This window comes from Solidesulfovibrio aerotolerans (genome assembly GCF_009856865.1).
In the GTDB taxonomy this organism is placed as follows: domain Bacteria; phylum Desulfobacterota; class Desulfovibrionia; order Desulfovibrionales; family Desulfovibrionaceae; genus Solidesulfovibrio; species Solidesulfovibrio aerotolerans.
On the sequence record NZ_WVUD01000065.1, the window covers coordinates 1 to 13,695 of the forward strand.

The following is a 13,695-nucleotide window of genomic DNA, read 5'->3' on the forward strand; positions in this document are numbered from 1 at the left end:
CGCCTGTCGGGGCGGCTGCTGGCCATAAGGCCCGGGCCGGTCGGCCACGGGCTGCGGCCGGTACCCACCCGGCTGCGGGCCTGGGCGGGAGGCCGGGCGTTGCCCAGCCGGACCAGACGGGCCAGACGCAGGTGCTCCGGTCGCACCGGCCGGTGCCGCGCAGGCGGCCAGATTCTGCAACGGAAGCAGGCGCGGCAGATAGGCCATGTTGAGCAGGAGCAGTTCCAGGGCCAGGGCCGGCTCCAGGCTGGTCTGGACCCGGCGCTGGCCTTCCAGGGTCATCTGCCAGCAGGCATGGATATGGGCGGCCTCGATGCGACCGGCCCACTCCAGCCAGTTGCCGGCTTCCTCGGCCGGCAGATCGACCACGGACAGCGCCTTCTCGCCGGCTTGGCGCAACAGAAACAGGTTGCGCCACATGGAGGCCAGCTCGCGCAAAAAAAAGCCGATGTCCAGGCCCTTGTCCAGCACTTGGCGCAGCACGGTGACCACACCCGGCCCGTCCTCGGCCTCAATGGCTTCGATCAGGCCGAAAAAGACGTCTTGGCCGGCCAGACCCAGCACATTGCGGGCGTCGGCCTCGGTCAGCTCGGTGCCGCCCAGAGCCAGCACCTGGGCGAGCAGCGACATGGAATCGCGCACGCTGCCGGCCCCGCGCCGGGCAATCAGGCTGACGGCCTTGGCCTCGTAGGGCACGGCCTCGCGGTCAAGCAGGCTGACCAGATGGGCTTCAAGCTCGCCCTGGGCCAGACGCTTGAAGAGATAATGCTGGCAGCGGCTGATGATGGTGGCTGGAAATTTGTGCGGCTCGGTGGTGGCCAGAATAAAGGTGACGCGCCCGGGCGGCTCTTCCAGGGTCTTTAACAGGGCGTTAAAGGCCTGGGTGGTGAGCATGTGGGCTTCATCGATGATAAAGACCTTGTAGCGGCTATTGAGCGGCGCATAGCCCACGTCTTCCTTGAGCCGGCGGGCGTCGTCCACCTTGCCGTGGGTGGCGGCGTCGATCTCGATGACGTCCGGGGAGACACCGGCCGTTATCTGGCGGCATTGGGAGCAGACGTTGCAGGGTTCGGCCGTGGGCGCGGTCTCGCAGTTGAGCGCCTTGGCCAGCACCCGGGCCAGCGTGGTCTTGCCCACGCCGCGTGTGCCGCTAAACAGATAGGCCGGCGCGATCCGATCTTCGGCAGCGGCCCGGGACAGGATGCGTTTGACAGCCTCCTGGCCGGCCACGTCGGCAAAGCGCTGGGGGCGGTATTTGGCGGTAAGACTGACAGTGCTCATGGGCGTTTCCGGGCGGTCCAGGGGTCAAAGTGCTGGACCGCCCGGGGTTGGTTACAGGCTAAAACCGGCGCAGCCAGCCGGCATAGGCCGGGTTCTCGCCCTTGACCACCTTGAAAAAGGCGGCTTGCAGCGCCTTGGCCACGGGACCGGCATGGCCCTCGCCGATGACCCGGCGATCCAGTTCGCGGATGGGGGTCAGTTCGGCGGCGGTGCCGGAGAAAAAGGCTTCGTCGGCCATGTAGACTTCATCACGGGTGAAGAGCTGCTCCACCACGTCGTAGCCAAGCTCCTTGGCCAGGATGATGAGGCTGTCGCGGGTGATGCCGGCCAGAATCGAGGTCAGGGGCGGGGTCTTTATAACACCCTTGCGCACGATAAAGACGTTTTCTCCCGAGCCCTCGGCCACGTAGCCGGTGGGATCAAGGAGCAAAGCCTCGTCGTAGCCGTCGGCCAGGGCTTCGGTCTTGGCCAGCACGGAGTTGACGTAGTTGCCGACCACCTTGGCCTTGGTCATCATGACGTTGACATGGTGGCGGGTGTAGCTTGAGGTGCAGATGCGGATGCCTTTTTCCAGGGCTTCGGCCCCGAGATAGGCACCCCACGGCCACACGGCAATGGCCACGCGGATGGGGTTGGGACCGGGATTGACACCCATGGCCTCGCCCGAGCCGATGAAAATGAGGGGCCGGATATAGCCGGCGGTCATCTTGTTGGCCTTAAGCGTCTCGATGCAGGCGTCGGCCAACTGCTCCAAGGTGTAGGGAACCTTGATGCCCATGACCTTGGCCGAACCGAGCAGCCGGTCGATGTGCTCGTTTAACCGAAAAACGGCTGAGGTGCCGTCGGTGCATTCGTAGGCCCGGATGCCTTCAAACACGCCGACGCCGTAATGCAAGGTATGGGTGAGGACGTGCACATTAGCCTGATCCCAGGGCACAAGCGCGCCGTCCATCCAGATAAAATCAGTCCGAACCCCCATGATCCAACCCCCGTGCTGGAAACGTTTTCCGGGGAGCTTCCCGGATGGCGCCTTTATTGCGCGAACCATGACCGAAACGAGAACATGGCAGTTTAAGCGCTTCGTCCCTCCCGGTCAACCCGGTCAGCCCGCTGCCGCCGGCAGGGCCGTCAACCCGCCATCACCGCGCAAAGCTTCTATCAGGTTTTCAAGCACCCGGGCCTGCTCGGCCAGATCGCCCACCGCTCCGGCGGCCTGTTCCATGGCCCGGGCCGTGTCCTCGGACACCCGGTTGACATCGGCAATGCTCCCTTCGATGGAATCGCTGGCCGCAGACTGCTCCTGGGAGGCGGCGGCAATGGAGCGCACCTGATCCGAGGCCGCTTCAACGAGGCCGACGATTGCGGCCAGGGCCTGCCCGGACTCCCCGGCCAGGGCGTTGGCCGCTTCGATCATGCCCACCGCATCGCGCACCCCGGCCACGCCCTTTTGCGTGCCGGCCTGGATGTCGCGGATAGCTTGGCCCACCTCGGCCGTGGCGGTCATGGTTTTTTCAGCCAGTTTGCGCACCTCGTCGGCAACCACGGCAAAGCCGCGTCCGGCCTCGCCGGCCCGGGCGGCCTCGATGGCGGCATTGAGCGCCAGCAGATTGGTCTGATCGGCGATATCGGAAATAACCCCAAGCACGCGGCCGATGCCCTCGGCCTGGCTGCCCAGGTCCGCCATGTCCCGGGCCAGGACAAGCGCCTTGTCCCGGGCGGCGCTGATGCCGTCCACAACCCGGCCCACCACGGCCGAACCCGTCGCCGCCTTGTCCCGGGCCGCTGCCGCCGTTTGGGAGGCGGTGGCGGCGTTTTGGGCCACATCCAGGACTGTGGCGCTCATTTCGCCCATGGCGGCCACGGCCTCGGACAAACGGCTCGACTGCTCGGCCGCCCCCTGGGTGGCCCGCTCGGTGTGCTCGGCCAGGGCGGCGGTGGCCCCGGTCAAGACGCCGGCCACATCGGCCAACTGACCGGCCGCATGGAGCATGCCTTCCTGCCGGGCCGTTTCAGCCGCCTGCCGGTGGCTTTCGGCCACCTCCGTGGCTTGGCAGGCCGTGGCCGCCGCCGCCGCCGCCTCCTCGCCCCGGGCCGTGGCCTGGGCGATGTTGTCCTTAAGCGAAACGAGCATGCGCCGCATGGCGTCGGCCAGGGTGCCGATCTCGTCGCGCCCGGCCACATCCAGGCGGGCCTGCATATCACCGTCAGCCACGGCTCGGGCAAAGGCCACTCCTTGTCGCAGCGGCCGGGTGATGGACAGGGTGATAAGCGTGCCCAGAAGTGCGGAGAGGACCACGCACAGCCCGGCAACGACCATCAGGGTTGTCTGACGGCTGGCCGCGTCGGCCAGGGCGGCCTGGGCTTGGGCCTCGGCTTCCTGCCGGCTGCGTTCCAGCAAAAAATTGAGCGCTTCCATGGCCTTTTTCATGGAGAACATGGAGGTGCCGATGGACAGGGTCAGGGCGTTGCTGCGTTTGGCAGCCGAGACGAGGTCAAGCACCTGGGCATTGGTCTTGCGCCAGTCGGTGAGGGCTGCGTTAAAAACCTGCCACTTGGCGGTTTCTTCTTCGTCCAGCGTCAATCCGTCAACCATGGTCCGCCCGGCGTCAACCAGAGCCAATCCGGTCTGGATATTGGCCCGCTGCCGGTCAAATTCCTTGGAATTGGCCAACTCCGGCACCAGGATGGTGCGCTCGGCCGACTGGGCTGCCAGCAGCCCTTCCTTGACCAGGCCAAGGCCGGCCACGAAGGGCAAAGACTGCTCCGCCACGGACGAGAGGGCCACCCCGGTCTGGCGCAAGCCCTGATAGCCAATAAATCCAATGACCAGCGTCACCAGGGAGGTGACGCAAACCGTGGTGAAAAGCTTGACCCCAACCTTGGCATTGCCCATGCCCCAACTCCTTTAAACGACCAAACAAGTTCGCCAAAAGGCCCGGGATAAGGCCGAAGACCCTGCCTCGAAACAATTCGTCAGATCAGCTTTGACGCGTCCTGTCAAACACTGGGCAGCACCCTGGACCGGTACTGCAAAATCCATTTCGGGGAAGACAGGGTCTTCTCCGTACGTTTCGAACTGCCCTTGAATTTTATTTTATCGTGTTGCCCGGTAGTCTCAATCTTCCGAAGCGTGGGTACAATGGCGGGAGCGCGTAGCAATGCATCTGCGGCTGTGCCAACCTCGCGGGCATTGAACAATACGACATCCACCAGATTGTCGAGATTCCTGAAATTGAATTGGATGTGACGCACATCCTCCTCAATCGAGAGGCACTGCCAGCATTGCCAGAAAGGCGCAAAGGCGCTCGTTGCGCCGGAACAAAGAGCGGGCTTTGGCCTGGGATTGTCGGCGCCCCCGATAATCATCCTTTACCGAGCCCGCTATTCCCAGTGCGGCGAGACGAGAACCGGTTATTGGGCGTCAGTCTGCCCACCGGCCTCCCCATCCTGATACGTCACCGTACATCCGTCAATCACTGCCGCCTTCGGGTTGCTGATATGGGTGATGGCCTCCGCGGCTACGGGATGCCGTGGATCTTCCTTCTCGGTGCGCGGACAAGTGACGACGGCGGCAAGGGGCAGGTCTCCCAGGTGCCGGTCCAAGGTATTTGCCATTTGCGGACTTTTGCCAAGCATCCAGTCGGACGCCACGATGCTTTTTCGCTGTGCGTAATACGGGATCTCACTGCTCCAATCGCATCCGAACACAACAATGGCCGTCTTTTCCGGCGTATGCTCCCTGACAAAATGACCGACGTTCACAGGCCGCATGTATGGATGACGCAGAGGAGCGGCATACTCCCCGGTGTTGAAAACAAAAACCATGCTGGCCAACTGGAGAATCAGGAGGCTGCGCGCCCAGACACCATGGCCGGACCGGTCAAGACCAGCGTATGTAATACCGCCGGCCATGAGTATGAACACGGCGTTGGCGGTCTGATAATAATTGTGCACGCGGTGCAGATTGAAAAAAACCAAAATGGGCAACAAGAAGAGCAATACCGCTGCAAAAGCGATAAACCGATAGTGCCGTGCGGCAAAGACGGAGACGGCGGCCAGGACATACAGCCATATATCCCCGCCAAGAATGCTAGAATTCAGGCGGCGCAGCAGGGCTCCCCAATTGACCGGGTCCAACCGTTGCGCCAAGGTGCCGAAATTCCAGGAGGTCAGGCTGCCGGAGGACAGATGTTGCCCAAACGTGTTTTGCAGTTTGACGTGATCGGAAAAACCCACCCACCACCACGTCATCCCCAGGGCCAGCCCCATCACCAGCCCAAGACCGAGCACGCAGCGCCAGGACCGCAAGATCCCCCTTTGGCGAAGCCGAAGCAAGGCATAGAGCCCTGCGGCCACAAGAAATGGTGGTGCCGTGGTGAGTTTGACAACCATCCCCAACGTTGCGAACAGGGCAGCGGCGAGGTAGGCCGCAAAATGGCCCGTATCGATGGCCAGCATGCAATACCACAGGAACATGGCGAGCAGAAACACCGCAAAGGTTTCGATCATGAACGTGCGGCCCCAAAAAAGCATGATCGGCGAAAGGAGGTACAGCGGAGCGCAGTAGGTAAAACAGCGGTTATCGCCAAACAGCCTGCCACATATCTTATACATCGGATAGAGAGTCCCGGCCATGGCCAGCCAGGAAACGATCCTGCCGGCCGCGTCGAGCGGCACTCCGGCAAGCCACAACACACTGGCAAATATCTGAAAGAGCGGAAATTCAAACGGAATCGACCAGGGTGCGCCGAGCACCGGCGTCTGGTACCGGAAAATCTGCCACTGTTCGGGCAGCCAGAACGATGTCAGGGCTGTCTGGGTCTGGCGGAATCCATGGACGTCTGTAATGGGTTGTTGGAGGTAAAGAACCAGAACAGCAAAGCTTATGACCAGGGAAACACCAATAATGATGTTCCAGACCAATGTACCACTCACAGCGGAGCATGAAGCCTTCGCAGGATCGGCGTTGTCGGCGACGTTGGACACTGGCGAACCTCTTTAAATATTGGTCTTTTTAAAAAGACATTCCGGCAGCATCTTGATGCAAAGCATAATCCAACGCCAGATTCCAGCGGTGTAAATGACATTCTTCTTGGCGACGACTGCCGCGTAAATGGCTTTGGCCACCGCCTCCGGCTGGGCCACGAGCCGCTGCGGCAGCTCCATCCCTGCGGTCATGGCGGTCGCGACGAACCCCGGCTTCACCGTCAGGACATGCACGCCTTTTTTGGCCAGACGGTTGCGCAGGCCGGACAGGAAGGCCGTGAGACCGGCCTTGGCGCTGCCGTAAACGTAGTTGGACGCCCGGCCGCGATCGCCGGCCACCGAACTGATGCCGATGATCGTGCCGCTGCCGCGCTTTTCAAAGGCATCCGCAGCCAGGGAGAGGATCGGAACAAGGCCCGTAAAATTGGAACGCAGTATGGTTTCGGCCAGATCCATGTCATGCCGGGCGGCCTCCTGGTCCCCCAGCATGCCCACGGCGCACAGCACGCTGTCGGGGCACCCGGGCAGGGACTCCCAAAACCGTTGTTGTTCCCACGGCGAGGCCAACGCGTCGTACAAGCAGGTGTGCACCGGCCGGCCGCTGCGCACCTGCAGATCCCTGGCCCGGCTATCCAGGACTTCCTGGTTGCGGCCCGCGAGCCATACGTCCCAGCCGGCCAAGACAAAGGTTTTTGCCGTTGCATGGGCGATGTCTGATGTGGCACCGAGAATGAGCATCGTGGACATGGTGTCTCCCGTCACAGTGCAGCCACTGCGTGATCGTTGTGGAGCAAAAATGCCGCCCCGCCCAACCCAAGTCGCTGCGACTGCAACGAGCGGAACTTGTTGTGCGGGTCGTAGCGCGATTTGACTTCCAGGAAGGCGTCCAGGGCCTTGCCGTACCCCCGGCGCACGGTCGCCGCAGACATTCTGGCGTCTTTGGTCAGGTACAGCCGGCCGCCGTAATCCAACACCATCGCGTCGAGTTCATCGAGAACCGGAAACAGGGCTCGGGTTATGGGGAAGTCCAGGGCCAGGGTGTAGCCCTCCATGGGGAAGGAGATATTGCCCGGGAAGGTGGTCTGTTTCCCGAACAGCTTCAGCACGGCCAGAAAAGAGCCTTGGCCGCTGGCCGCGATGCGGTCGAGGATTTGCGGCAGCCCTTCCTTGGCAGCCTCGCGCGGAATGGCAAACTGATATTGCGTAAAACCGCGTTTGCCATAGATGCGATTCCAGTTGTGGACCGCATCCAGAGGATAAAAAAACGCGTTGTAGGAGACGATGGACTCACTCGTGCCGCGGGGGGCCTTGGCGTAATAGAGGGCGTTAAACGCCCGCACAGACAGCGGGTTTAAGACCACGGACGGGAAAGGGATGGGAACGTTGCGTTCGCGCACCGCAGGCACGGCAAAGGGACGGCCCCTTTGTTTGCCGGGCAAGGAATCGGGATCGGCCCAGTCGCCGGCCATCAAAAAGGAGCGGCCCATGGCCGGGCCGCGCTTGAGGCAGTCGATCCAGGCGACGGTAAAGGGGGCCTGGGCATAGGTATCGAAGGCGTCCATGATTTCTTCCAGATTCCGGGCCTTGTAGCCCTGCTGGCGGATCCAGACACTTGGCACGCGCACCAACCGGATGGCCGCACGAAGGATCACGCCGGTCAACCCCATGCCACCGCACGTGGCATGAAAGAGTTCGGGATGCTCGGTTGGTGAACAACGCAAAACCCCCTGCTCCGCCGTGAGCACGTCGCACCATGCGATATGGCGGCCTATGGTTTCGGCGAGATGATGGTTCTTTCCATGCACGTCTGAGGCGATCGCCCCGCCCAGAGTCACAAACTTGGTGCCAGGGGTGACCGGCAGGAACCATCCCCGAGGTGCGAAGGCGTCCAGGATTTCCGCCAGGGACACGCCTGCCTGCGCCACCAGCAGCCCCGTGGACGGATCGAAGTCCAGCATCTCGTCCAGTTTCTCGGCGGACACGACCAGGGAGGCATTGAGAGCCGTATCCCCGTAGCACCGGCCCAGACCCCGGGCAATGAGATGCTCTGCCCTGGTGACGACCTCCGTGGCGGCGTCAATGGTACGCGGACGCAGCAGCGTCGTGTCGACGACGGGGTAGTTCCCCCAATCCATCAGATGCATGGCACATCCTTCCTGAACGTAAGATATTTGTGGCCGACATAGGACAGCAAAACCGGCGATAGCACGCCGATAATGTGGGCGATGTCGTGGGCGTGGAACGTGAACTGCAGCCAGGGAAAAACAACTTCTGCCAAGCCGATGCTGATTCCAAGCGTCAACAGCAGGGATATGGCGTTGACGAGAAGGAAATAGAAGACTTCGCTGCCTGTGCGGGCCGATCTTTTCGCCCGGAAAACAAAGAATTTGAAGAGCAGAAACGCCGACAGCATGCCCAGGACGTAGGCGACGCAGATTGCCCCCGCGTACGGCAGGACGAGGCTGAGCAGCATGCGCGAGCCGATGTTGACCAGCGCGGCCAGACCGCCGCTTATGGCAAACAGGATGAATTCCTTGATGTTCATACGGTGTCAGCCAACCAGGTCGGCCAGTTCGCGGCCGATGCGCACGCTTTCGTTGATGGATCGGTCCTCGGGGAAGGCGTGCGCCGTGTCGGCGGCATAAAGCCCGTCAATTCCAGTGGCGTAAGGCGGCAACTGCGCCTGGAACCGGGGCGGACATACCGGCTGGGCGTAGGTGTAGCGAAACAGCCGAGCGGCTTCCTCGGTCGCAGCCGCCGCCGGATTGATACCGGCCAGGATTTCCCGCCCCTTGGCCAGCAGCGTGGCCGTGTCGGCCGCCCATTTGGGATGGTCCTGGGGCATGTAAAACGGGACATAGACATAGGACCGGTCCATGGGCCGCAAGTTGGAATACTCAATGACGCCCGGGGCATCCCAGCCGTCCACGTCCACATTGACCCAGAAATTGTCGGTCAGCGGCCGGCCAAGCCGAAACAGGGCGCAGGCGCAGCCCACGTTGCGGCACTGCCGCAATTTCTCGCCATAAGCAGGCGGCGAGTCAGGGAGCAGGCCGTCAAGCAGCGGCAACGGCACCGTGGACACGGCGGCATCAAATGCTTCGACGCCCTCCGACCACTCCACGCCGGTCAGCCGTCCCCCGGCATGCACCAGTCGTCGCGCCGGGCAGGAAAGTCGGACGTCACCGCCCATTTCCCGGATGCGCCCGGCCAGGACATCGAGCAGGCTCTGGCTACCGCCTTCCAGATAGCCCAGACGCTCCTCCATAAGGCTTTTTCGGGATTTGGCGACCCGGCGCACCCGGCTGGCTATCCAAGCCGCCGACAGGGGGTCTGCCAATTCAAAAAACTTCTTTTCAAAGAGAAAACGCCAGAAAAGATCATAGCCGGCCGGACCTTCCCAGCGGGTGATCCAGTCTTTGGCGGAGACGGCATCAAGGGGCGAGAGATCCTTGAGATGCTTGCAGGCCAGGACATGCAGTCCGTAGCGCAGGCGCGTAAACAGGGGGATATCGGAAAAGCGCAACAGAGCGAGGGGGTTTCCATAGGGATGCAACCGCGCCTTGCCGTCTTTACCCCGGCGGAAAAACCCCATTTTCGTCGGCACCCACCGCAATGTATCTTCCAGGCCGAGTTCGCGCAGGAGGTCGAAAAGGTGTGTGTCAGGCAGATTGATGAAATGGTAATAGCGCTCGAGCAGCACCCCGTCGAAATCAAAACTGGCGCTCATACCGCCCAGACGGTCGTCCGCCTCAAAGACAGTCACAGCATGGCCCTGCCGGACGAACTGGTAAGCGCAGGCCAGACCCATGGGCCCGGCACCGATGACAGCAATCCGGCTCATTCCCATCGCTCCAGGACCACCCGGCTGTAGACCGGATGGGTAAAGGTTTCCTTGATAGCCTCTGCAAAGGGTGTCGGGACAATGCCAAACGTCTGGCGCATGTCCTCACCCGAAAAATAGTCCCCGGCCATCAGGGCGTCGAGTTGATCGGCCACGAAGGGGGGATTCTTGGAGAACACCCCGTAGGCGCGCATAAGGAACCGGAACAGAGGCACCGGCAGCTTGACGATGGCCGTATGCAGACGCTTCACCTTTTTGATCGTTCGGATGATGTCGATGTAATTGACGTCTTGCTGACCGACAATGTCATAGACCTTGCCGCTAGCCTGCTCTGGATGCGTGGCGCACCACAGCAGGACTTTGCAAAAGTCGCGGACGTACAGGGGCTGGCGTAAGTATTCGCCACTGCCGGGAATCGGAAAAACAGGAATTTTAGCCATCAGTCGCGAAAGCCAACCCAAGTGTTTCGGGTCGAACCAGCCGAACATGAGCGTCGGCCTGACCGTGCAGTGTGGCAAAGCGGAAGCGTCCACCATCTGTTCCTGGGCTCGCTTGGACCGGGTATAATTGTCATCGGCCACGGAGTTGACCACGGACGAGCCAATAAAGACTGTAAACGGAACCCCGGCCTGCCGCGCCGCATCGAGAACCTGGGCCGTGGAGTCGAGGGTGTTTTTCTGAAACGGGGCGAACGTGGAGCCGGTAATCTGGGCCTGGAGCAGGAAAAGGCTCTGCGCGCCGACAAAGGCCGCCTTCCAATCTCCGGGCTGGCTCAAATCAGCGAGCACGGTCTCCACGGCAGGGTGCAGCTTTTTGACCACCGCGAGGTTGGACGCGTTTTTATCCATGGCGATAATATTGGTGAACCCCTGCTCCGCAAGCAGGGTGATCAGGTTTTGACCCAACAAGCCCGCTCCGCCCGTGACAATGATTTTTTTCATACGTTTTACCTGGTTTGCCCGGCCATGCCGGACGGCTCCATTCGGCCGTTTCCGGCATGACCGGATCGTGGCGGACGCAAGAGCGCATGTGCTTGCCAATGGCCGTCGGAGTGGCCCTGAAAACCCTTGCCGCCATGATTAAGCACGGGGGGATGTTACTCTTTACCTGCAACGATTGTGAACGGGTCTGCGGTACGCCGCTCCCCCGCAGCTTGATGGTATTCGTAGGAGGTCAGCCGATTCCCATCGGTATTATCTCCGGGATGTGCGGATATCCCTGCTAGGCGTACAACAGCAGACTGATATGCAGACCCCAGCAAAGAACAAAGAACTGGAGAACAATATCCTTCAACATAATTTTTGTCGGCGACATGGCGGACTGATCAACAAAGATAATCTGCAAATATCGAAGATTTCCGAGAACAACCCAAAAGGCAGTCGGGTAGACCCAGACAGAGTGGTAACGCGCCATAGTCTGTACGTCAACAGTATACATGATGTAACAAATTACATTCGTCGTGCTCAACAAAGTCAGTGCGGACATGACAAAATTCTTCGAGTAGCCATTGATTGATTTTCGAATGGAAGCGCAGCCATTTTCCGTAAGACATAAATCGTCCCAACGTTTTCCGAGACCGAGAAACATGCATAATAAAAAAACCATCATGATAAGCCAATGGCTCATTGCCTGGGAAATGGCCAAAGACCCGGCAACAATCCTTAAAACAAATCCTATGGCGATACACGCGACATCAATAATGGCCATTTTTTTGCCATAATAAATATAGAACACATTCAACGCAAGATATAAAGAAATTGAATAAAAGACTGCCACACCAGCCATGAAACACAGTACCACCCCGGCAATCATCAACAGTGCCAGTCCCGTCAAAGCCGCACGTACGGAAAGTTCTCCGCTCGCGATGGGCCGGAAACGCTTGACAGGATGATTCCTGTCTTCCTGCCTGTCTTCGATATCATTGAGAATATAAATCGCGCTGGCAATCAGGCAAAAGGCGGCCGCCGTCACGCAGGTCTGCACAAAGGCGTGGCCCTCAAAAAAACGGCCGCTGAAAAACAGCGGCAAAAAAACAAAGCTGCTTTTGGTCCACTGCGGGATACGCAGCAAGCGCAGCCAGGCGCCGCAAGAAACATCGCTGCGAAACGGCTTGTAAAAGACGTTCTCTGGTGCAGCCAGGGCCATCATCTGCCTATCCCCGGCACTGTCACCGTAGACAACAACTTTGTATTTGTCCATATCAGGAATATATTCCCGCAAGAGGCGTACTTTTGCAGCGCCGGAACAGTTTTCACCCAGGATTTTCCCTGTGAAACGGTCTCTGTCATAGGCCAGTTTCGTGCAGACATATTCCACACCGAGGCTTTCAGCGAAGGGTCTGATCCATTCCTCCAGAGAAGCCGACACGATAACGACACGAGCCCCGCTGTGCTTGTAGCTTTCTATCTGGGACAAAGCGTTTGGCCGCAGCTTGGACGCAAGGACATATCGCGCGAAATCTCTTCCCTGTGCTGCAAGCCATTCGCGGGTTGCTCCTTTGTAAAAGGAGGCAAGGATGCGCTCTTTGCCACGCTTAGCAGGAATAATACCGAAACAAACGCAGGCAACAGTAACGATGATCCGAGGCAGGTGCAGTAGAAGGCCAACATATCCTGAAGTATGTCTGATAAATCGAAAAAATGAATCACCAGTTGTCAAAGTTCCGTCAAAGTCAAACAGAATAAGTACATTGCTCATGAAAGAGTCCTGCCCCTTCTGGGTATTCCGAGGGTAGCTCCGATCGGGAGCTTGCCGGATAGAGATCCAAACCACCGCGGAAGAAGGAGATGGCGGTCGTGAGGTGGTCCGGGTAGATTGGACAGGCTGGCGGCCCCTTGGTCCGTGTTGAAGATTTCCGGCACGCCGTATCGATTCATGGCCTCTTCCAGGGCGGCCACGCAGAAATCCGCATCCTTCGTGTTCGACAACCGTTAAGCCCGCACCGCCCGGCTGTGCCAGTCCATGATTGCCACCTGATACAGGAAGCCTCGCTTCATTGGCACGTACGTACTGTCGACGCACCACACCGGATCTGGCCGATCAATCTGCAACCCGCGCAGCAGATACGGATAGATCTTGTGCGCAGGATGCGGCTGACTGGCTTGGGCTTCTGGTAGATCGCCATCAGCCCCATCCTGCGCATCAACCGCCGCACACTTCCACGGTCGACTACGATGTCCTGATGCTGCAAATGCAGCCGCATCTGGCGCGATCCGTAAAAGGGCGTCTCCAGAAACAGCTCGCCGATACGCCGCATCAGGTCCAGGTTCATGGCCGACTCGCCCTTTGGGCGAAGGTTCACTCGCCGGACAGGGCCTCAAGCGCCACTTTGGCCTTGAACTCCGCTGAAAACTTCCGTCGCTGGGACATCGAAAACCGTGGATTCTGGGACAAAAGACCTTCCCTCACAGCTTTCCGAGGATAAATTTGGAAATCATCTTTCTCAAGCAGAGCCCGAGTAAGCGCTCAATAAGACGCGTCTTGTCAGGGCGAGCAGGAAGCGGCAGAAGCTCAGGCAGGGATGATCAGGGAGCAGGGATCGAGATGTTGTGGCAGGAGGGCCTTGCGTTGGGCATCGGTAGTTG

Annotated in this window: 10 protein-coding genes and 1 pseudogene; all 11 read right to left on the reverse strand. The window is 60.1% G+C overall.

Annotated features, from left to right (window positions below; all coding sequences use genetic code 11):
* On the reverse strand, positions 1-1,281 hold a 1,281-nt coding region (gene dnaX, locus GTA51_RS19035), incomplete at its 3' end, for a DNA polymerase III subunit gamma/tau (protein ID WP_246198238.1).
* 58 nt (positions 1,282-1,339) lie between these two features.
* Positions 1,340-2,260, reverse strand: a complete 921-nt coding sequence (locus GTA51_RS19040) for a branched-chain amino acid transaminase (RefSeq protein WP_160963945.1) — start codon at positions 2,258-2,260, stop codon at positions 1,340-1,342.
* Between the two features lie 123 nt (positions 2,261-2,383).
* Positions 2,384-4,174, reverse strand: coding sequence for a methyl-accepting chemotaxis protein (locus GTA51_RS19045; RefSeq protein ID WP_160963947.1), 1,791 nt, complete (start codon positions 4,172-4,174; stop codon positions 2,384-2,386).
* Positions 4,175-4,692: 518 nt separating this feature from the next.
* A complete protein-coding gene (locus GTA51_RS19050) occupies positions 4,693-6,267 on the reverse strand; it encodes a glycosyltransferase family 39 protein (RefSeq protein WP_160963949.1) in 1,575 nt (524 codons plus the stop codon).
* A gap of 12 nt (positions 6,268-6,279) precedes the next feature.
* Positions 6,280-7,014 (reverse strand): SDR family oxidoreductase, encoded by a 735-nt coding sequence (locus GTA51_RS19055; protein WP_160963951.1) that lies wholly within the window; start codon positions 7,012-7,014, stop codon positions 6,280-6,282.
* 11 nt (positions 7,015-7,025) lie between these two features.
* A complete protein-coding gene (locus GTA51_RS19060; RefSeq protein ID WP_160963953.1) occupies positions 7,026-8,411 on the reverse strand; it encodes an FAD-binding oxidoreductase in 1,386 nt (461 codons plus the stop codon).
* Positions 8,402-8,812: a GtrA family protein gene (locus tag GTA51_RS19065; RefSeq protein WP_160963955.1), complete on the reverse strand. Its 411-nt coding sequence runs from the start codon at positions 8,810-8,812 to the stop codon at positions 8,402-8,404. Before GTA51_RS19065 ends, GTA51_RS19060 begins: the two co-directional genes overlap by 10 nt.
* A gap of 6 nt (positions 8,813-8,818) precedes the next feature.
* Positions 8,819-10,111 (reverse strand): NAD(P)/FAD-dependent oxidoreductase, encoded by a 1,293-nt coding sequence (locus GTA51_RS19070; protein ID WP_160963957.1) that lies wholly within the window; start codon positions 10,109-10,111, stop codon positions 8,819-8,821.
* Positions 10,108-11,052, reverse strand: a complete 945-nt coding sequence (locus tag GTA51_RS19075; RefSeq protein WP_160963959.1) for an NAD-dependent epimerase/dehydratase family protein — start codon at positions 11,050-11,052, stop codon at positions 10,108-10,110. The genes GTA51_RS19070 and GTA51_RS19075 overlap by 4 nt, the downstream gene beginning before the upstream one ends.
* 280 nt (positions 11,053-11,332) lie before the next feature.
* On the reverse strand, positions 11,333-12,808 hold the full coding sequence (locus tag GTA51_RS19080) for an HAD-IB family hydrolase (protein ID WP_160963961.1): 1,476 nt from the start codon (positions 12,806-12,808) through the stop codon (positions 11,333-11,335).
* A 131-nt stretch (positions 12,809-12,939) separates the two neighbouring features.
* A pseudogene (locus GTA51_RS21095) lies at positions 12,940-13,397 on the reverse strand (transposase); the annotation flags it as partial.
* Positions 13,398-13,695: the final 298 nt, after the last annotated feature.

Excerpts from the sequence above, each read along its gene's own strand:
- GTA51_RS19040 (WP_160963945.1), bottom strand. The coding sequence starts at position 2,260 with ATGGGGGTTCGGACTGATTTTATCTGGATGGACGGCGCGCTTGTGCCC.
- GTA51_RS19045 (WP_160963947.1), bottom strand. The coding sequence starts at position 4,174 with ATGGGCAATGCCAAGGTTGGGGTCAAGCTTTTCACCACGGTTTGCGTC.
- GTA51_RS19055 (WP_160963951.1), bottom strand. The coding sequence starts at position 7,014 with ATGTCCACGATGCTCATTCTCGGTGCCACATCAGACATCGCCCATGCA.
- GTA51_RS19060 (WP_160963953.1), bottom strand. The coding sequence starts at position 8,411 with ATGCATCTGATGGATTGGGGGAACTACCCCGTCGTCGACACGACGCTG.
- GTA51_RS19065 (WP_160963955.1), bottom strand. The coding sequence starts at position 8,812 with ATGAACATCAAGGAATTCATCCTGTTTGCCATAAGCGGCGGTCTGGCC.
- GTA51_RS19070 (WP_160963957.1), bottom strand. The coding sequence starts at position 10,111 with ATGAGCCGGATTGCTGTCATCGGTGCCGGGCCCATGGGTCTGGCCTGC.
- GTA51_RS19075 (WP_160963959.1), bottom strand. The coding sequence starts at position 11,052 with ATGAAAAAAATCATTGTCACGGGCGGAGCGGGCTTGTTGGGTCAAAAC.
- GTA51_RS19080 (WP_160963961.1), bottom strand. The coding sequence starts at position 12,808 with ATGAGCAATGTACTTATTCTGTTTGACTTTGACGGAACTTTGACAACT.